Here is a 19,481-nt window from a genome sequence, read left to right as displayed (position 1 = left end):
TAGCCTTCCTTTCTTTTAAGCTGTTTACTCTTTAATAGTTATTGTAGAAATTCCTTTAGCACCTAATGAATTCCGCAAAACAATTGATAGGATGCACAAGATTAAGAAGGTGATCGCACCAATTAAGGTAAAGCGGGTATCAAAGGCAGTAATTAACATGCCGCAGACAAACGGTCCAAAGGTAGTTCCCAAGTTAGAGGCTGTTAAGAACAAGCCATTGGAGAAATCCGGTGCTTCTGAGCCGAATTCCGTAATCAAATATTGATTTACGTTGGCGGCAATCCCAGCTAAAATTCCTAAAACAACAATCAAGACGGTTGCTGCTAAGCTCATACTTCCAAAGAAGAAAATTAAGGCAAAGGTAGTGATCAAGGCGAATGGCAAAGCGAATATTGTTTTCTTCGCACTGGTTGTCAGGACTTTTCCAGCAATCACATTTCCAACAATATTAGTCAATCCATAAACCAACAGGGTGAAGCTGATAGTGCGGCTAGACATTTGAGTAACCGTACTCAAGAAGTCAGACAAGTAGCTGTAAAATCCGAAGACGGCACCATTCAGTAGAATGACAGTCACAATCGACACCAGCATTTGAGGTTTTTTCAAAACACTTACCTGTTTGCCGTAAGAAAGACGGGTAGTCACCGGAATTGATGGGACAAAAATCAAGGTAGCCAGTAAAACTAAGCCGTTCACTACCGCAAAGAAGACCATCGACATAGCAAAGGACACTTCGTTGGCGATAAAGCTAGTCACTGGAACTCCTAGCACCATCCCAGAAGAAACACCGATGAAGACTCTAGATACAGCCTTTGCTGATTCATTAGCAGGGACAGAAGTTCCCGCCACAGTTAAAGCCATCGACACATAAATTGGGTGGAAGGCTGCGGGGATGACTCTGGCCAAAAGCAGTACGGTAAAGTTTGTAGCAAAAACCGAAACGATGTTGCTGATGGTGAAAATGCCTAAAGCTAGCACCATCACTGTTTTACGATTTACCCTGGAAAACACCAGCGGCATGGTGGGGCCGGCAATTGCTACGATTAAAGCAAAGGCACTGACTAGCAGGCTGGCTGTCGGCACGCTCACGTTAAATTCCTGAGCGATTAGCGGCAGAATACCAATGATCCCCATTTCTGTATTCATAATCCCAAAGACACCGATGGTTAATATTAAGATCAACAGACTATTACTCTTTTTCAAATGTATCTCTCCCTTTTAATTTGTAACCTGAGCATAAGCCTTCACCTTGAGGTCAAGTCAAGCGTAAAAAACAAAAAAATTTTTATTTGGTGATTCCAATCAAGTCTAAAATTCCCCTATATAATAGAAGGAATTTTTTTAACGGCTGCCCAGCTGCTACTTCTGCGAAAAAATTGAAATAAGCGCTTGACTTAAAGTCAAGGTGAAGGAATAAAATCAAAACATAGAAGAGCGTACTAGGAGGAAAATAGTATGAAAAAAATAGCGATTATTGCCTCGCTGCTGGCATCTTTAGTCTTAAGCGCCTGCAGTAATGGTCAAGAAGATCAATCGGCTTCGTCATCTGACGGGGCAGAAAGAAAAGTTTTACGGGTGGGGACGGAAGGTTCGTATCGGCCGTTTTCTTATCATAATGATGAGGATGAATTAGTAGGCTACGATGTGGAGGTGGCTCAAGCGGTGGCCGAACAAATGGGCTACGAGGTAGAGTTCCATGAAGCAGCTTGGGACTCCATGCTGGCGGCCTTTGATGGCGAGCGGACCGATGCCATTTTTAATCAGGTAAGTATTACCGACGAACGCCGAGAAAAATATGATTTTAGTGAACCTTACAGTGTGGCTCATATTGCTTTGATTGTTCATGAAGACAATAATGAAATCCAAGATTTTTCCGACTTGACCGGCAAAGGTGTGGCCCAAACCATCACTAGCAACTTCGCCCGCTTAGCTGAAGAGGAATACGATGCCAATGTAGTGAGCGTAGAGACCTTTAATAATTCCTTTGATCTGGTGATGAATGATCGAGCGGATGCTACGTTAAATGATGATGTCATTTTTTATGATTACTTAAACCAGCAGCCAGATACCCCGTTAAAAATCGCTGCAACCTTAGACGAAGGCGTACCGGCAGCTGTCCTGCTGCACAAGGATGATCCTTTGCTGGATGAAATCAATGCAGCTTTGGCAGAATTGCAGGCGGATGGCACCTTAACTGAGATTTCTGAGAAATACTTTGACCGCGATATTACCCAATAAGGAGGAGAGATAGTGGAACGATCCCTTGAAATAATCCAAAGCTCACTGCTGCCATTACTGCTGGCCTTTTTTGAGGCGACGATTCCCTTGACCATCATTTCTTTCGTATTGGGGGTCATCATCGCCGTTATCACTGCCTTGGCACGGATTTCCAAGAACAAGCTGTTGAACAGTTTCTTCTATATATATGTCTGGATTTTTCGCGGCACGCCATTGTTGGTACAGCTGTTCATTATCTTTTTCGGTTTGCCATCAGTGGGGATTCAGCTTGAGGCTTGGAGTGCGGCGATTATCGCCTTCTCCTTGAACACCGGGGCCTATGCTTCAGAGACGATCCGCTCGGCGATTTTGGCCATTCCCGCCGGACAATACGAATCGGCAGCATCATTAGGGATGAACCAGCACCAGATTTTCACCCGGATTATTGCACCGCAAGCTTTGAAGATTGCCCTGCCGCCCTTGTCTAATAACTTCGTCAGTCTAGTGAAAGATACTTCGCTGGCGGCCAGCATCACCATCGTGGAAGTGTTCTTGACGGCTCAGCGAATTGCGGCCCGCACCTATGAACCGCTGCTGCTGTATTGTTTGGTGGCCGTTTACTATTTGATCTTTTGTACGTTGTTAAATTACTTGCAGTCGGTGCTGGAGCATCGCATGGCGCGTTATGAATAGGAGGAGAAAAGATGCTAACAATCGAAAATCTAACCAAAACGTTTGACGATCAAACCGTGTTGAAAAACATCACCGTCTCCTTCCGCGAAGGGGAGACCACGGCGATTTTAGGTCCTTCCGGTTCAGGGAAAAGCACCTTCTTGCGAGCGATTGATCTGTTGGAGCTTCCGGAAAGCGGCCGGATTGCTATCAACGATTTAGAAGTCACCTTTCCCAGCAATCCCAGCTTTAAGGAGAAAAAGAATTATCGGCAATATTTTAGTATCGTCTTTCAAGCTTATAATCTTTTCCCACATTTCACGGTGTTGCAAAATATTATGGAAGGCCCGGTGCAGGTGAAGGGAGTCAGCAAGGCGCAAGCCAGACAAAAGGCCATCCAACTGTTGACCAGAGTTGGCTTGGCGGATAAGCAAAACGCCTATCCCGCTCAGCTTTCCGGTGGCCAGCAGCAGCGAGTGGCGATTGCCCGGGCTTTGGCGATGGAGCCGCTATTCATGCTCTACGACGAACCCACTAGCGCCTTAGATCCGGAGCTGTCTAATGAAGTGCTGCTGACGATCCAGCAGCTGGCGGAAGCCGGCAACTCGCAAATTGTCGTCACTCATAATTTAGAGTTCGCCCGCAAGGTAGCTGATCGGATCTTGTTTATGAATCAAGGAAAGCTGCTCTTCGACGGCTCGACGGAGTTGTTTTTCCGCAACAAAAAAGATCGAATTCAACAGTTTATCCAGCAAATTGCTTAATTATAGAAATTGGAGGAGAAAGAATGAGTTTTAAAGAAGGGTTTTTATGGGGCGGCGCTACAGCGGCCAATCAATGTGAAGGGGCTTATGATGCAGACGGCAAAGGTTTGTCAGTAGCCGATGCGATGCCGGGAGGAAGACAACGTTTTTCTGTCATTTCTGCACCAGAGTTTAATTGGGAAATCGAACCAGAAAAATATACCTATCCCAACCATGTCGGAATCGATCATTATCACCGCTTTAAAGAAGACATTGCGTTGTTTGCGGAAATGGGCTTTAAGTCCTATCGTTTCTCGATTGCCTGGAGTCGCATTTTTCCAAAAGGTGATGAAGTAACGCCGAACGAAAAAGGCCTGGAATTTTACGATCAGCTGATTGATGAATGTTTGAAGTACGGCATTGAACCTGTGGTGACGATTTCCCACTATGAAATGCCTTTGTATCTAGCCAAAGAATACGGTGGCTGGAAAAATCGCCAAGTGGTGGACTTCTTTGAACGCTATGCTACCGTTTTATTTGAGCGCTACGCTCAAAAAGTAAAATACTGGATGACCTTCAACGAAATCAATTCAGCGATGGAATTTCCCGCCCTTTCTCAAGGGTTGATCGTTGCTACCGGTTCAGAGGATTACACCAATCGTTTCCAAGCTTGGCATCATCAATTTGTTGCCAGTGCCTTAGCCGTGAAAATCGGCAAGTCGCAACGCAGCGATATTCAAATCGGCTGTATGCAAATTTATGCGCCGCTGTATGCCTTTGATTGCAATCCGGTGAACCAATTTGCCTCGCAATTGAAGCAACGGGCCTTTGATTATTTCACCAGCGATGTGCAGGTAAGAGGATATTATCCAACTTATTTGAAGCAGCTGCTGAAGGAATATGATGCCGAGGCACCTAAAATGGAAGAGGGCGACGAGGAATTATTGCGGGAAAATACCGTTGATTATATCGGCTTCAGCTACTACATGAGTATGGCCATCAACGAAACCAGCGCCGAAGACAGCGATCCGGCTGCCGGCAATCTAATGGAAGGCGTGCGCAATCCTTTCTTGGAGTCCAGCGAATGGGGCTGGCAAATCGATCCACTAGGCCTGCGTATTTCCCTAAATGACCTGTGGGATCGCTATCAAGTTCCTTTGTTCATCGTAGAAAACGGTCTGGGAGCAAAAGATGAAATCAACGAAAACGGTGAAATCATCGATGATTATCGTATCGATTACATGCAAAAACATATCATTGCCATGCATGATGCGGTAGAGGACGGCGTCGATCTGATGGGTTACACTCCATGGGGATGCATCGATTTAGTTGCCGCCTCCACCGGAGAGATGAGCAAACGCTACGGATTCATCTATGTTGACCTAGACGATACAGGCAACGGAAGTCTGGATCGCAAGAAGAAAAAATCCTTCAATTGGTATAAAGAAGTGATTGCCACTAATGGCGAAGCGTGTTTGTAAGTAGGTAGTTTAGTAACTAGACAGCTTGACTGAGAAATTCAGTGTAAGCTGTTTTTATTTGAGAACGAATTGAGTGCTGGGAAACTGAAAAAAAAGAAAGGAAAATAAATGTAAATATAGTTCGATTAAAAATGAATGATATTATTAAAAATAATTTTTAAGTCACTTGATAAAACGCTTTTTTGTTTATATAATATTTTAAGCCTGGAGGTGATAGTGTAGAATATAATAAAAGGGAAAGTAGGGATAAAATGAAAAAGTTTGTAACGGTATTGGCTTTTGCGAGTATTTTAGGATTAACAGCTTGTTCACCCAAGCCCGCAATTAAGACATCATCTAAAGAAAAAATTGCCGTTTCTTCTGAAACAAAAAAATCTACCGAAACAACGGAATCATTGGAAACTACTGAGTCGAAAACATCTTCAGCCGCTGCGACTACAGATTATTTTTCGCTCATGATTGAAGCCGCTCAATCGCAGCTGCCAACCCTAAAGGAGCAAATGGGTGAAACATACACTGATGTTAATATAAGCGAAGGTGAAAATCATACGATTGTTTGTACCTATACTATGTCAATGGACCTTGGGTACGAACTAGATATGGAAGCTCTGCGACCAGTATTGGCAAAAGGTATGAAGCCCATTTTAGAGCAAGCCCAATTTGTTGCTGATGATGTAAAAGTCCAAGTTATTTATCTGAAACCAGATCAAACAGAAGCTGGTAATATTATCATCACCCAAGAAGATGTAAACAATCTGGAAAGTGAAACAGTTCAACAGTGACTTAAGAAAACTGAAAATATGGGAAAAGAGACGTGGAGCGTCTCTTTTTTATTTTTGGATGAAGGAACATTTTTTTACCATCATTGCTTGTCTGAGTCTATTTATTGACTCTAAGTCTAGAAAGCCGATACAATTATTGAATACTTACCAAACTGTAATTGAGTGTTGCGTATAGACTAACAAGCGAGGTAGACAAATATGATAGAAAAAAATTATTCAGTAAAAAAATATATGTTAGCGCTGACAGGAACATTTGTTGCAGCCATCGGGATCCGCCTGATCGTAGTGAGCGGATCGGGTGCTGATGCTATGAGTACATTTATAATGGGATTGATGGAGCACCTGCCTTTTCGTTTTGGAACAGTGAGTAATATTTTTAACGGAGGGTTGTTGGTGATTATTTTCTTATACGATCGTCAGCTAATCGGAGTAGGCAGCATTATTAAAAGTATTGGTGTCGGCATATTTTTGAACCTAATTGAATCAGCAGGCTGGCTACTGAACATCCCAGCAGCTTTGGATTATACGGCTGTTGCAGCAGGAACCATAATCCTTGGTATAGGAACTGGAATTTACTTGTTAGCCAATGCTGGCTCGGCTGCTTATGATAGCTTGATGATTGTGTTGCAGCGTTTATTGAAGGTGTCGGTAAAAACAGCTCGAATCATTTTAGATGGCAGTTTCTTTTTAGCAGGCTATTTATTAGGAGGAACAATCGGATTAGGAACGATTATTGTGCTAGTGCTGATGGGGCCTTCTCTTGAGCTAACCTTAAAATATTTACCCAAAATAGAGCTGTTTCGAACAAATCAAAAATAAAAAATCTGACACGTAGTATGTCCTTGAGTTAAACCAAGTTTTTAACTTAAGGTCTTTTTTTACTTTATCCTCAATAAATCAGAGTCGCTAGAAGAAGGCAAAAAATACTCATTGCTAGCCTCGCCACGAATTTCTAGAATTATTGAACTATTTCAAAAACAAACTGGCAATAGCATACAGCTTAACGCAACTCCTTTATACTTAGCAGCTGTGCGTTTCAACTTTATCTTCTGATAGGATCATCGTCTCCTATTATATGTTATGATACCAACCCAACGAAAGGTTGTCTTGAAATAAGTCAGAAATCAAAGAAGAATGATGAGCAAACCAAAAATTGGCCAAATAGGCTTGATCAATATTAAAGTATTTGTAGATAATCTAGCTTAAGCACATTAACCGTCCGTGTAAGTAATTCATTACGACAATTATGGTAAAAAGTAACAACGTACTAAATCCCTGAGCAGATTCGAACTGTTTTAGGCTGCTCTTGTATTGATTAATCATTGAGTTATCCTGATTTTTCAATGATTTTAACATAGTCCAATAAAGATAGTATTTTATAAGTCAACAGGCATCCGAATACATGCAAAAAAGCAGGGGATTTCCCTGCTAATTGTTCAATAAGACTTTTTTAAATTAAGTTGGATAAATCGATAAAGAAACAGCAGAATGCAATGATAAGAAATCCTATTCCAAATGCTAAACCATTCCAAAGACCTAACATAATAAATGGAGAGGTGTCAGCATTTCCTTCGGTCTTAAGATGAATGAATGCACGGCGAAACGATACCAGCTGCCAAAAAGCTAGCAATAAAAATGCACACCCGACTAAATAACGCATACGACCACCTCTTTACGCATATTATAGCATCTAGAGATAACGGTTACAACGGTGATCTATAGTGGATACTTTTGACATTTTTTTTGAAGTTCTGAAAAGAATCCTAGAAAAAACATTGCTAATTGCTTTAAGAAAAATCAGCTGTTTTCAGCTTAAGCCCCAAAAGATCATTGCAAGAGTATTGATAAATAAATGAAGAGATATTTAACAAAATAATAATTAATGACAAAGACGGATCAACAATCAGCGCTAGGAAGCATAACAGCCAAAATAATATAAGCCATGAACATACCTGGAAATAAGAAAAGAAGTCTAAACAGTAATGGTGATGTACCGAAAAAATCTGCAAACCCGGCACAAACGCCAGAAATGATTTTATCTGGTGATTTTCTGAGTTTCTTCATCTGAATTACTCCTTTTTCAATCTAATAGTAATGACAACTATTTATCTAAATACTTTGTAAATTAGATCAGTAATAGTACGTTCTGAGTTTTACTCAATGTAAACACATCTTGAAGTACTGATCTTAAATTAATTATACTGTAAATAATAATTCCGTGCGTATTTAAACAATAATATTTCTAATGAGCAGAAAGTAGCTGTTGAATATTAAGAATATCTTAAGCATGAATAGAAGCTGCGACAATAATTTGCCTTCGTCTAACACGAAGGTAGTAGGATACTCGTAACAAATCGATATGGAAAGAGGAACTATAGATGAAAAACGAGAAAAAAGTTGTTGTACTTTTAGGTGGTGGAAGCATGGGTATAGCCATTGCCCGTCGAGTAGGAACTGCTAAAACTATTCTAATTGGTGATACTAACGAAAGCAATTTAGAAAGAAACAAGGCTGAACTTGAGTCATCTGGTTTTGAGGTTGTTACCAAAGTTGTAGATGCCTCAAGCCAAGAGTCAATTAAGGAATTTGCCAGAACTGCTTCTGAATTGGGTAAAGTAATGAATTACATCCATACAGCCGGACTTTCACCAAACCAAGCGTCAGCAAGAGCAGTCCTAGATGTAGATTTAATCGGAACTAGCTCTAGCTTTGGAATAGAAGAATTCGGGAAAATTATTGCTGAAGGTGGATCAGGGCTAGTGATCTCCAGCATGGCTGGACACATGTTGCCATCTTTATCAGAGGATCAAAATAAGCTGTTGGCGATGACGCCTTCAGATGAATTAAAAGATTTAGAACTGCTTAACGATGCAGCAATTCCAAATTCAGGCAGTGCCTACAGCATATCCAAGCGTGCCTACATTTTACGGGTGCAGGCCCAAAGCATGGAATGGGGGAAAAGAGGTGCCCGAATTAACTCAATTAGTCCGGGAATCATCATTACGCCGTTGGCTTTAGACGAATTAAATTCTCCTGCAAAAGCCGGATACGAAGCCTTTATTCAAGCAAGTCCAACGGGAAGAGTAGGAACCCCAGATGAAGTGGCAACTTTAGGCGCCTATTTATTAAGCGATGACGCAGGCTTTATTACCGGGTCGGATATTCTAATTGACGGTGGGGTAATTGCCGCCATGAAAACCGGCGCTGTTTAATTGAGTGGTAATTGCAAAAATAGCAAAAATCGGTTCAGCCTACCTGTTGAGCAAATTTTTGCTGTACAAAAAAAGCAAAATCCCAGCGAATAGGATATTGCTTTCACAAAACTTTTAATGGAGACGGCGGGAGTCGAACCCGCGTCCAAACATATTGACTACCCAAAAATCTACGCTCATAGTCATACTATTTAAGTTTCGCTTTGCCTTCTGCCGCATGACAGGCCGCAGGCATTGCTAGTCTGATGATCTCTTTTTCAACTTGCAGACGGAAAGTTGAAACGTATCCCACTAATTTTGAGACCCTTACCCGAGCACATGGGCGATGCCGGGAGGATCTACGCTAACTGTTTTTAGGCAGCTAAAGCGTAAGTGTTGTTATTGTTTTTAGCAGTTATTTTAACTGTAACGTTTTTACGTAGACGTAACCTACGAAGCGCAATTCAAGCTCAAACTATGCCTGTCGAATCCGTAACGTCCCCTTTTTAGAATTTTACTGCAAGAATTATTATAACATCTTCAAAGTAAAATTGCAAAAAAGGGACCGTAGTTTCTAAATTAAATCGTAATGTTTTAAGGCTTTTATAATCCCACCGTTGGTATTTTTAGCTGTAACGTAATCCGACTGTTCCTTTACTTCCGGCAAGGCATTGCTCATCGCGATTTTATTGTCACAAGCCATCAGCAATGCCACGTCATTAATCCCATCGCCAAAGCCGAAAGTGGGAATATCCGGCAGCTTTAAATAATCCTTCACGGTTTGGACACCAGTACCTTTAGAAATTCCTTTATTGACTACATCGATACAAAAAGGACCATTACGATAAAACGTAAATTCAGGATAGGCCTCCTGATAAATGGTATCATTTCCTTCAGACAAAACTAAGATCATGTTTGTAGGGAACTCCTGATAGGCTTGTGGGTGGATCGGTGGTAGCTCTAAATGAAAGAATTCATAGGATTTTTTAACAAATTCATTCACACCAGAGATAAACAACTGTTCCGTAGAATGGAAAGCCAGCTCGTCTTGTAGATTGCGAGCAAAATGCAGCATAGATTCACATTGTTCTGGCGCAATTTCACTGGCTTCAATTATTGTGCCGTCCACTTTCACTATCATGCCATTCATGGTAATCGTTGAGGTAATGTGGGCATCCTGTTTAATTTGTTGGATTTCTTGTTCGTTGCGTCCAGTTGCGATAATCGGTAGAACCTTGTTTTTCTTCAATTGAGTAATCGCTTCTCCAACTTCAGCACTCACCTGCGACTTTCCATTCAATAACGTGCCGTCTAAATCAAAAAATGCAATCGCTTCGTACATAACATATCCCCTTTATTCCTTTTCTTTATCTTAGCAATTATTGAAGAAAAAACAAATACTTATTGAAGATACTGGTAAGGTAATGGTTGAAAAGGTAGTTTTAGAGTATACTAATGATGAGAAATGCTGATATTGGAGGAAAACCCATGAATATATTAATGATTGAAGATAACGAATCTGTTTCTGAAATGATGCAAATGTTCTTTTTAAATGAAGGTTGGGATGCAACTTTTAAATACGACGGTAAAGAAGGTCTAAATGCTTTTAAAGAAGAACCAGAAAAATGGGACATGATTACTTTAGATTTAAACTTGCCCAGCATGGATGGAATGGAAGTCGGGCGAGAAATTCGTAAAATTTCCAGCACTGTACCGATTATTATGTTAACAGCTCGTGATTCAGAGAGTGATCAGGTAATCGGCTTGGAAATGGGAGCTGACGATTATGTCACTAAACCCTTTTCACCATTAACCCTAATTGCCCGAATCAAAGCGTTACACCGGCGCAGTGAGTTAGCAAATGAGCAACAAACCGGCGGAGCAGGCGACGGAAGTTTTGATATTCAAACCCAGCACTTCAAAATGAATTTGAAAACCCGAGAAGCTTATTTGCAAAATGAACCAGTCGAAGGATTAACACCAAAGGAATTTGATTTACTTTATACGATGGCAAAAAAACCACGTCAAGTTTTCACCCGAGAGCAGCTTTTAGAATTAGTGTGGGACTACCAATATTTTGGTGACGAACGAACCGTTGATGCCCACATAAAAAAATTGCGTCAAAAAATTGAAAAAGTAGGACCACAAGTAATTCAAACAGTCTGGGGTGTCGGCTATAAATTTGATGACTCTGGGGTTGGGCAATGAAATACCTCTACCAGCAGCTGCTAGCCTTTGGTGGGTTGATATTGTTGATACTGTTGACTTTAGGAATCACATTTACTCAGTTTACTCGGCGAACAATGGAAGAAAGCAATTACAATCAATTGATTGGCTTTACTCGTTCTATTCAAGACACAACAGCTCGTTTACTGAAAAATAATCCCTACTATTATGCAACACAAGATGAAGCTTTTTTAGCAGCGATCGGACAAACTGAAAAAATATTAGAACCGCAAAACGTTAAATTTGTTTTTGTCGACAGTAATCAGTTGATCCGATTTCCTAATGATACAAAGGTTGCTGAACAAACTTTAATCACAAAAAGACAATGGGATGAGTTAAGTAACGGTCAAGAACAAAAAATGATTCGTTCAACAGATATTTACGGTGATAAACGTTCTACTTCTTATGCGATGGCACCATTCTTTTTAGAAAATGAATTTTACGGTGTACTAATTGTGACTCAACCCGCTGGAAATGTCAGTGAAAGTGTTAAATCAGTAACTAGTGATTTATTTAAAGGGTTTATCATTGCTTCCATTGTGGCAATCATCGTAAGCTATTATTTTGCGACGCGACAGGTAAAGCGAATTAATCGCATGCGTTCAGCTACTAGAAAAATTACGAATGGGAATTTTGATACAATATTACCTAATAATGGCAAAGATGAATTTGATGATTTGGCTGAGGATTTCAACAGTATGACGGCTTCTTTGAAAGAGTCCCAGGAAGAAATTGAACGCCAAGAAGAAAGACGCCGCCAGTTTATGGCAGATGCAGCGCACGAAATGAGAACGCCATTAACGACCATCAACGGACTGTTGGAAGGACTGCAATACAATGCAATTCCAGTCGATCAGCGCAGCAAAGCAATCAGTTTAATGCAAAATGAAACAGCTCGATTGATTCGACTAGTGAACGAAAATCTCGACTACGAGAAAATCCGTACCAATCAGATCAGTATGGTGGTGAAAAAATTTGATGCAACAAAGGCTTTACGAGGACTACTTACGCAATTAGAAGCAAAAGCTCAAGCATCTGGAGATCAGCTTGTTTTGACAACAGATGAACCAATTGACGTCTATGCGGATTACGACCGTTTCATCCAAATCATGGTAAACATCATCCAAAATGCGATCCAGTTTACCACGGATGGGACTATTACCATTAATGTTTACAAAGCAGAAAAAAATACCATTGTTCAGATTTCCGATACTGGAATTGGGATGAGTGAAGAGCAGGTAAAAAACATTTGGGATCGTTATTATAAAGTTGATCCTTCCCGTAAGAACACTAAGTATGGTGAATCAGGTTTAGGATTATCAATTGTCCAAGAGTTAGTACGCTTGCACAAAGGAAGTATTCAAGTAGAAAGCGAGTTAGAGAGAGGGACAACCTTTACCATCAGTTTTCCTGATGAAGAAGTAGAAGATATAAAAGAAACGGAGCAGCCCTCGTAGGCCGCTCCGTTTTAATATTGTTTTATAGCACTGCTAGAATAACAAAGTTTAAAATAAACAGTAAGTTCACAATCCATAGCACGGGAGAAACTTCACTTGCTTTACCTTTAACAACTTTAACAATTGCATAGAAGATAAATCCAGCAGCGATTCCGTAAGAAATACTATAGCATAGGCCCATAAAGATACTTGCAAAGAATGCAGGAACAGCTTCCTCCAAGTCCAACCAATTAATATCTGCAAATGAGCCCATCATCATCACACCTACTAAAATCAGAGCTGGAGCTGTTGCCTGTCCAGGCACGACTGCAATTAAAGGTGAAAATAGACTACTTAATGCGAATAAAGCGGCAACAACGACTGAAGTTAAGCCGGTTCGTCCTCCCGCACCAATCCCAGCAGCGGATTCAACAAAAGTTGTTGTATTAGATGTACCAAAAATCGCTCCGATTGAAGTAGCAATTGCATCAGCAAACAAGGCACGATCCATTTTAGTTTTGAAACCGCGTGAATTGGAAGCCTCCAGTGCCAGTTCATCTTCTTTAGAGAAAATACCAGTTCGACGACCAGTTCCAATGAAGGTTCCGATTGTATCAAAAGTATCAGATAAACTGAAGGCTAAAATTGTCATCAAGACTTGTGGCAATTTTGAAGAGTCAGAGAATAGTGCGCCCATTCCTTCTGAGCCAAAGGCAGCGCCAAAAGTTATCCCTAACTCAGAGATCGAGCTGCTTAATGAATTACTTTGAAAATCAATTGCTCCTAGTTGAACCACGCCCATTGGAATGCCGATCACAGTAGTTGCGACAATTCCAATCAAAATGGCACCACGTACGTTTTTTACAACTAAGATAGTAGTTAATACTAGTCCGATAACAGCTAATAAAATCGGCGCATTATTAAAGTTTGCCAATGCTGGAACTACGCCGCTGTTCATAGCGACACTAGTCGCTTGTCCGTTTTCTACGACACTGCTAGTGATAGTTGCTGAATCAGCTGAAAAGGCTAAAAGCCCAGCATTTTTAATCCCTACGTATGCGACAAAAATCCCGATTCCTCCGCCAATAGCGTGTTGCATACTTTCGGGGATGGCATGAATGATTAGCTTACGAATTTTTGTAACTGTAATTAAAATGTTAATGATGCCGCATATGAAAACCATAGCTAACGCTTCTTGCCAAGAATATCCTAATCCAAATACGACTGTATAAGTGAAAAAGGCATTCAAGCCCATGCCTGGTGCTTGAGCATAAGGAACATTCGCAAATAATCCCATGACCAGTGTACCAATTACCGAAGCAATGATCGTTGCCAAAAAGACTGCTTGAAATGGCATGCCTGAGGCAGATAATACAGAAGGATTTACAAACAAAATGTAACTCATAGCAAAGAAAGTAGTGACTCCTGCCATTATTTCAGTTGAAACGGTTGTATTTTGTTCTTTCAACTTGAAAAACTTTTCCATCAGAATAGACGCTCCTTAAAATTGATTTATTAGTAAAAAAGAATACTTTCCGATTATATGTAATTTGACATAGTATTTCAATGAAAAGTAGAATGAAATGATCAAAAAAAAAGAGAATGTTCGTGTTTTAGTTACGAACACTCCTAAGTACCTTTTTATGGATCATCTGCTGGAGGAAAAGACTTACTGTTAAAACGAACACTGTAAATAGGATTCCTGCTTTTGTTAGTGAAACCATAAACAATTGAAAAAACGTCCGAGAGGAGATATCCATTGAAAGGGGCCACCTAACTGAAAAGGCAAAACCACTATCACCGTTGCTTAATACAAAATTAGGTAAATCATTGAATCGATCTAGGCTGTACTGATAAAAATACTGTAAGAACTGTTGATAGACAGACTCGAAAATTACAAATAGAGCCATTAAAAAAAATAGAGCAAGCAAAATAATTAGTACCAGTTGCAAAGACAAACTCAAGGGATTGATTGAAGTAAAAGTTTTTATGGATCTCCGTTTGAGGAAAAGTATTGTACAAACAATAACTAGTAAGGATAATATAGCTAAACAGCTATATATGAATCGATCAAAGAAATACAATTGAATTTCTGCTACTTCACCATCAGTAAACAATTGAATACCATAGCTTGCCAAACTTGAATGCAATTGAGAAATCATTGAGTAGAGCAGCAACAAAGTGGTCAGTGTTAGTAAAGCTAAGGTAGTAAAAGCAAACGATAAATAAAAGTATAATTTACTTCGTGATAAATTATTAAGAGCTGCTTGTAAAGAATTCATGCATATCACCTCATATACTAGTATAGAAAGTGAATTTGAAAGAAATATGAAGTCTCTAAGAAGAACAAGCGCTGTTTTGTTAGGTAATAAAAATTGTACCAAAAAACCTCCTTTGACATCAAGCCAAAGGAGGTAATGGGTTTACTCTTGAACGGTTGCTTCTGGAGTTTCAGGTGTTACAGTGGATTCATTGTATTGTTTGTACGTTTTCGTGTTATACATGTCTTGCGTTGAAGTTCCAAGCTTACTATAAACACTGGTTGATTTATCGCCCAGCTTAGTTTCGTTTTGTTCCAACTGCTGCATTGCATTCTTATAGTCATAATCAGCTGGATCGATAGGTTCCATGCCGCTGCCAGTATAAAAGCGCAAGAGATCTCCATTGTTAATATTATCCGAAGTACTTAATTGCTGACTAACGGCTTGCTGCCATTCTTCGGTTTTTGCTTGAAGGTTCTCGTCTGGAGCTGTGACCATGAATCCGGTATGGTTATCATACAGGCTACCACCATAATAAGTATAGTCAGGTGTGACATAGTCACCGCTGCGGAACGCAACTAGCTGATCATTTTCTGGCGATAGCAAATCTTGACCTAATTGAATATACTTGCTGGAATCTACGCCTAACAGATGTAGTAGAGTAGGTAAGGCGTCAATTTCACCACCATAAGTATGATTAACACCGCCATTTTCTTGTCCAGGTATATGAATCATGTATGGTACTCGCTGCATTTGAGCATTGTCAAAGTTAGTCCAAGATTCCTTTGATTTACCAAGTAAGGGTGCTAATTCTGGATTGCGTGAAGTTGAAATACCATAATGGTCTCCGTACATGACTATCACTGAATTATCATATAGCCCACTAGATTTCAGGTAGTTAAAAAATTCTTCAACTGCAGTGTCTAAATAATTCGCAGTTGCAAAATAACCGTTGATGGTTTCATCATTAGTAGTCGCCATTGGGAAACCACCTTCGTCATTTTGAAATTCACTATAAGGATAGTGGTTAGAAACGGCAATAAATTTAGAGTAAAATGGTTGCTGCAAATGCTCTAGGTACTTAACTGATTGTTGGAAGAATGGTTTGTCATGCAAGCCATATTGGAATGAATTGTCTTCGTTCACATCATAATAAGAAGAGTCGAAGAAATAATCATAGCCAAAGCGTTTGTACGTTTCAGTCCGGTTCCAAAAGTTTCCGGAATTTCCGTGAAAGGCTGCACTAGTATAACCAGCTTCTTGTTTTAAAATATCTGGCGCTGCTTGGAAGGTATTCTTACCACCTAATTGGGTAAATAATGAGCCTTGGTTTAAACCAAATAAAGAGTTTTCTAGTAATGTTTCAGCATCTGAAGTTTTACCAGCTTTTACTTGATGGAAAAAGTTATCAAAACTGAACGTGCTATTTTCATGGAAAATACTGTTGATAAACGGTGTTACTTCATGTTCCTGACCATTTTCATCAGTTAGTTTGTAATCAATTAAAAATTGTTGGAAGCTTTCTAAGTGAATGTAGATAACATTTTTATCTTTGGCTATGCCATACAGATCATCGTTTGGTGCAGCATAATGATCTTTTACATAAGCTTCAACTTCGGTTAAATCATTAGGACTAGCTTCAGCTCGGACTTGGTTCGTTTTGTAAGTTTGAATACCATCATAAGCAGTGAAGGCACTAATACCAAGATACTTCACTAGGTAATCTCTTGAAAAAGTACGAGTCAATAGTTCGGGACGGTCTGCTTCTGCCAAGAAAAGGTTCCCTGAAAAAATCATTACTGACAAAGCTGTCATTGCGAAAGCCATTCTTGCGCGTACAGGTCTTTCTTCGCGCTTGATCACTTTTTTCCAAATCAAAATCGGTAAAACAACTAGGTCAATCACAAACAGCAAGTCATATGGACGGAATAGGCGAATTGCACTTTCTCCTAGTCCGCTTGCTACTTTTCCCGCACCTAATAAAGTATTTACAGTAATGAAGTCAGTAAATTCACGATAATAGATTACATTTGAAAAAATCAAAATTGTTGTCAAAGCATAGATAAACAGCATCGTTCGATATGCCGCTTTGGGTCTTCTCACGTATAAAGCAATGGATAACAGGAACATTGTTGTAGCAATTGGATTAATAAATAGTATTAAATATTGACGTAGGCTTTCAATACCTAAGTTAAATTCAAATAAATAAGCAAAGATGCTTTTCGCCCACAAGAGAAAGGTCAATAACGCGAAAAATCCTAAGCGTTTATTTAAGAATGTGGGAACTTTGATGTTTTTCAATATATAACTTCCTTTCTATAGAAGAAGTGTCAAAATGTGAAAATTATTCACTCCATATCATTCTACCTGCTAGTAATGGGTTCGTCAATGTTACTTTAGTTGAAGAATTGATGCTTAAAAAAAACTTTATAAGCACAATAACAGCGATTTCTTTGATATACTAATAAGAAGAAAGCAGGGATTAAGTGTGCAAGTAGAAATCAAAAACCAAGCTGCGAAGAAAATTCGCCGTGGAATTCCATTAATTCAAAAAGAAGATCTTAAAAAATACAATGAAACTTTTCCTAAAGAATGGGTGAAGTTTGTCGATCAACAAGGCAAATATGTGGCTACCGGCTACTTAGGAAAACAAAACAAAGGCATCGGCTGGGTAGTGGATCGCAACAATTCAGCGCTCGACGATGAATTCTTTGAACAGCTCTTTCAAACCGCAATAGACCAGCGCAGTTTTTACTTCTCTGATGAACGTACTACCGCTTTTCGTATGATTAACGGTGAAGGGGACGGACTAGGTGGGATTACTGTCGATTATTACGACGGTTATTTAGTTGTCTCATGGTACAACGAGACCATTTACCATTTCCGAAAAAAACTGACTGATAGCTTGCAAAAGTTGCTTCATCCAAAAGGAATTGTCGAAAAAATCCGCTTTACCAGCGATCTGCCAGAAAGCAACTGGGTCAGCGGTAGCAAGCCGGAAGAACCTTTATTGGTAAAAGAAAACGGCGTAAATTATGCCACCTATTTAGATGAAGGTTATATGACGGGGATTTTCCTTGATCAAAAAGAAGTTCGAGGACGCTTAATCGAGGGTGTTGCTTTAGGCAAACGCATGTTGAATATGTTCAGCTACACCGGTGCCTTTTCAGTAGCTGCCGCTTTTGGTGGGGCTTTGGAAACTACCAGTGTCGATTTGGCGCAACGCAGCCGCGGAAAAACCGAGGAACAATTTGCCGTTAACGGCATTTCTTTAGATCAGCAGCGGATCGTTGTAATGGATACCTTCGAATATTTCCGTTACGCTGCCCGCAAAGAGCTGACCTATGATCTGATTATCTTAGATCCGCCAAGCTTTGCTCGAAATAAGAAAAAGACCTTCTCAGTATTAAAGGATTATGGGCGCTTAATCGAAGGCAGTCTAGATATTTTGTCTGCTGAAGGAACCATTATTGCTTCAACCAATGCGTCAAATTTCACAATCGAAAAATTCCAAGCAGCAATTGAAGAAGTATTTATCAAAGAAAATGTCACGTATCATTTAACTGAAAGCTATCGTTTGCCACCAGATTTTCCAGCGGTGGAACAGTTGGCTGAAAGCAATTATTTAAAGGTCTTGATATACGAAATTCAAAAAGAATGATGGAGACGATGTAGATGATGGATGTAGAAGTGAGAAATGTTCGTTTTAACGCCGGAAGACCAAAAATCTGCGTGCCGCTGATCGGTCGCACCTTTGACGAAATTATTGAACAGGCTAGCCTGGCAAAGAAGCAGGCCGATGTCATTGAATGGCGGGCTGACTACTACCAAGATTTATTAGATGACGAGGAATTATTAATTACCTTATTAGCTTTGCGAGACGAATTACGAGATACCCCATTAATTTTCAATTTGCGTACCAAACCAGAGGGCGGTGAAGTGGAGCTGTCCTTGCGTGATTACCGCCGCATCAATGAGTTTGCCGTTTCTTCGCGGGCTATCGACATAGCTGACATCGAGTTAAGCCACGTAGACAAGCTGGGTTCCACCTTTATTAAATGGATGCAGGCCCTGGATGTCAAAGTTATTCTAAGTGACCATAACTACGAAAAGACACCGGAAAATGCCGTATTGCTGTTCCGTTTAAACATGATGGAGCATTGGGGCGCCGATATTGCTAAGATCGTGGTCGTTCCTGGAGACGAAGATGATGTAATCCGTTTAATGGAAATGACCCTGAAGGCTCAAACCTTCGTGACCTTGCCAACAGTCACGGTTTCTATGGGAAAGCTAGGTAAAATTTCACGAGTAGCCGGCTACTTGAACGGTTCGTGCATGACCTATGCTTGCTTACCAGGATGTGCTTCAGCTGAAGGCCAGATCGAAATAGCAAAATTGACTATGATTTTAGATGAATTTAGTTAATAAGACGACCGTTTTGCCTCTCGGAGACAAAGCGGTTTTTTCTTATG

17 protein-coding genes and 1 other RNA gene are annotated in these 19,481 nt (G+C 40.1%); 11 read left to right on the top strand and 7 right to left on the bottom strand.

Annotated elements, in window-relative coordinates:
- Window positions 1-24 precede the first annotated feature (24 nt).
- Window positions 25-1,203 (bottom strand): MFS transporter, encoded by a 1,179-nt coding sequence (locus IGI42_RS03005; protein WP_438714186.1) that lies wholly within the window; start codon window positions 1,201-1,203, stop codon window positions 25-27.
- 252 nt (window positions 1,204-1,455) lie between these two features.
- On the opposite strand from IGI42_RS03005, the gene IGI42_RS03000 reads away from it, so the two are divergent.
- From IGI42_RS03000 to IGI42_RS02975, 6 genes are all read left to right on the top strand, one after another.
- On the top strand, window positions 1,456-2,238 hold the full coding sequence (locus tag IGI42_RS03000; RefSeq protein WP_438714185.1) for a transporter substrate-binding domain-containing protein: 783 nt from the start codon (window positions 1,456-1,458) through the stop codon (window positions 2,236-2,238).
- Between the two features lie 12 nt (window positions 2,239-2,250).
- A complete protein-coding gene (locus tag IGI42_RS02995) occupies window positions 2,251-2,910 on the top strand; it encodes an amino acid ABC transporter permease (protein WP_438714184.1) in 660 nt (219 codons plus the stop codon).
- 11 nt (window positions 2,911-2,921) lie between these two features.
- On the top strand, window positions 2,922-3,653 hold the full coding sequence (locus tag IGI42_RS02990) for an amino acid ABC transporter ATP-binding protein (RefSeq protein WP_438714183.1): 732 nt from the start codon (window positions 2,922-2,924) through the stop codon (window positions 3,651-3,653).
- Between the two features lie 23 nt (window positions 3,654-3,676).
- On the top strand, window positions 3,677-5,113 hold the full coding sequence (locus IGI42_RS02985; RefSeq protein ID WP_438714182.1) for a glycoside hydrolase family 1 protein: 1,437 nt from the start codon (window positions 3,677-3,679) through the stop codon (window positions 5,111-5,113).
- A gap of 251 nt (window positions 5,114-5,364) precedes the next feature.
- Window positions 5,365-5,895 (top strand): hypothetical protein, encoded by a 531-nt coding sequence (locus IGI42_RS02980; RefSeq protein WP_438714181.1) that lies wholly within the window; start codon window positions 5,365-5,367, stop codon window positions 5,893-5,895.
- Between the two features lie 198 nt (window positions 5,896-6,093).
- Entirely contained in the window at window positions 6,094-6,714 is a 621-nt protein-coding gene (locus IGI42_RS02975; RefSeq protein WP_438714180.1) for a YczE/YyaS/YitT family protein, read from the top strand.
- 631 nt (window positions 6,715-7,345) lie between these two features.
- Here IGI42_RS02975 and IGI42_RS02970 read toward each other — a convergent pair.
- Both IGI42_RS02970 and IGI42_RS02965 read right to left on the bottom strand, forming a co-directional pair.
- Window positions 7,346-7,555: a hypothetical protein gene (locus IGI42_RS02970; RefSeq protein ID WP_438714179.1), complete on the bottom strand. Its 210-nt coding sequence runs from the start codon at window positions 7,553-7,555 to the stop codon at window positions 7,346-7,348.
- Window positions 7,556-7,791: 236 nt separating this feature from the next.
- Window positions 7,792-7,959 carry a PspC domain-containing protein gene (locus tag IGI42_RS02965; protein WP_438714178.1) on the bottom strand — a complete coding sequence of 56 codons (168 nt, stop codon included), beginning with the start codon at window positions 7,957-7,959 and terminating at the stop codon, window positions 7,792-7,794.
- Between the two features lie 314 nt (window positions 7,960-8,273).
- On the opposite strand from IGI42_RS02965, the gene IGI42_RS02960 reads away from it, so the two are divergent.
- On the top strand, window positions 8,274-9,107 hold the full coding sequence (locus IGI42_RS02960; protein ID WP_438714176.1) for an SDR family oxidoreductase: 834 nt from the start codon (window positions 8,274-8,276) through the stop codon (window positions 9,105-9,107).
- A gap of 115 nt (window positions 9,108-9,222) precedes the next feature.
- Here the strand turns inward: IGI42_RS02960 and ssrA are convergent.
- Together ssrA and IGI42_RS02950 are read right to left on the bottom strand one after the other, a co-directional pair.
- Window positions 9,223-9,589, bottom strand: a transfer-messenger RNA (tmRNA) gene (gene ssrA / locus IGI42_RS02955).
- A 71-nt stretch (window positions 9,590-9,660) separates the two neighbouring features.
- Entirely contained in the window at window positions 9,661-10,428 is a 768-nt protein-coding gene (locus tag IGI42_RS02950) for a Cof-type HAD-IIB family hydrolase (RefSeq protein WP_438714175.1), read from the bottom strand.
- 146 nt (window positions 10,429-10,574) lie between these two features.
- On the opposite strand from IGI42_RS02950, the gene IGI42_RS02945 reads away from it, so the two are divergent.
- Both IGI42_RS02945 and IGI42_RS02940 read left to right on the top strand, forming a co-directional pair.
- The gene (locus IGI42_RS02945) at window positions 10,575-11,294 is read left to right on the top strand and encodes a winged helix-turn-helix domain-containing protein (RefSeq protein WP_438714174.1); all 720 of its coding nucleotides are present in this window, start codon (window positions 10,575-10,577) and stop codon (window positions 11,292-11,294) included.
- Entirely contained in the window at window positions 11,291-12,769 is a 1,479-nt protein-coding gene (locus IGI42_RS02940) for an ATP-binding protein (protein WP_438714173.1), read from the top strand. The genes IGI42_RS02945 and IGI42_RS02940 overlap by 4 nt, the downstream gene beginning before the upstream one ends.
- A 22-nt stretch (window positions 12,770-12,791) precedes the next feature.
- Here IGI42_RS02940 and IGI42_RS02935 read toward each other — a convergent pair whose 3' ends face one another.
- Together IGI42_RS02935 and IGI42_RS02930 are read right to left on the bottom strand one after the other, a co-directional pair.
- Complete coding sequence (locus IGI42_RS02935; protein ID WP_438714172.1) at window positions 12,792-14,234, bottom strand: NCS2 family permease; 1,443 nt, start codon at window positions 14,232-14,234, stop codon at window positions 12,792-12,794.
- Between the two features lie 937 nt (window positions 14,235-15,171).
- Window positions 15,172-17,310, bottom strand: coding sequence for an LTA synthase family protein (locus IGI42_RS02930; RefSeq protein ID WP_438714171.1), 2,139 nt, complete (start codon window positions 17,308-17,310; stop codon window positions 15,172-15,174).
- A 187-nt stretch (window positions 17,311-17,497) separates the two neighbouring features.
- On the opposite strand from IGI42_RS02930, the gene IGI42_RS02925 reads away from it, so the two are divergent.
- Together IGI42_RS02925 and aroD are read left to right on the top strand one after the other, a co-directional pair.
- A complete protein-coding gene (locus IGI42_RS02925) occupies window positions 17,498-18,670 on the top strand; it encodes a class I SAM-dependent rRNA methyltransferase (RefSeq protein WP_438714170.1) in 1,173 nt (390 codons plus the stop codon).
- Between the two features lie 14 nt (window positions 18,671-18,684).
- Window positions 18,685-19,434: a type I 3-dehydroquinate dehydratase gene (aroD, locus tag IGI42_RS02920; protein WP_438714169.1), complete on the top strand. Its 750-nt coding sequence runs from the start codon at window positions 18,685-18,687 to the stop codon at window positions 19,432-19,434.
- Window positions 19,435-19,481: the final 47 nt, after the last annotated feature.

It is taken from the genome of Enterococcus sp. AZ109 (genome assembly GCF_051714625.1).
Taxonomy (GTDB): domain Bacteria; phylum Bacillota; class Bacilli; order Lactobacillales; family Enterococcaceae; genus Enterococcus_A.
The sequence above is the reverse complement of the archived record's forward strand: the minus strand, read 5'-3'. Positions and strand labels throughout refer to the sequence as shown.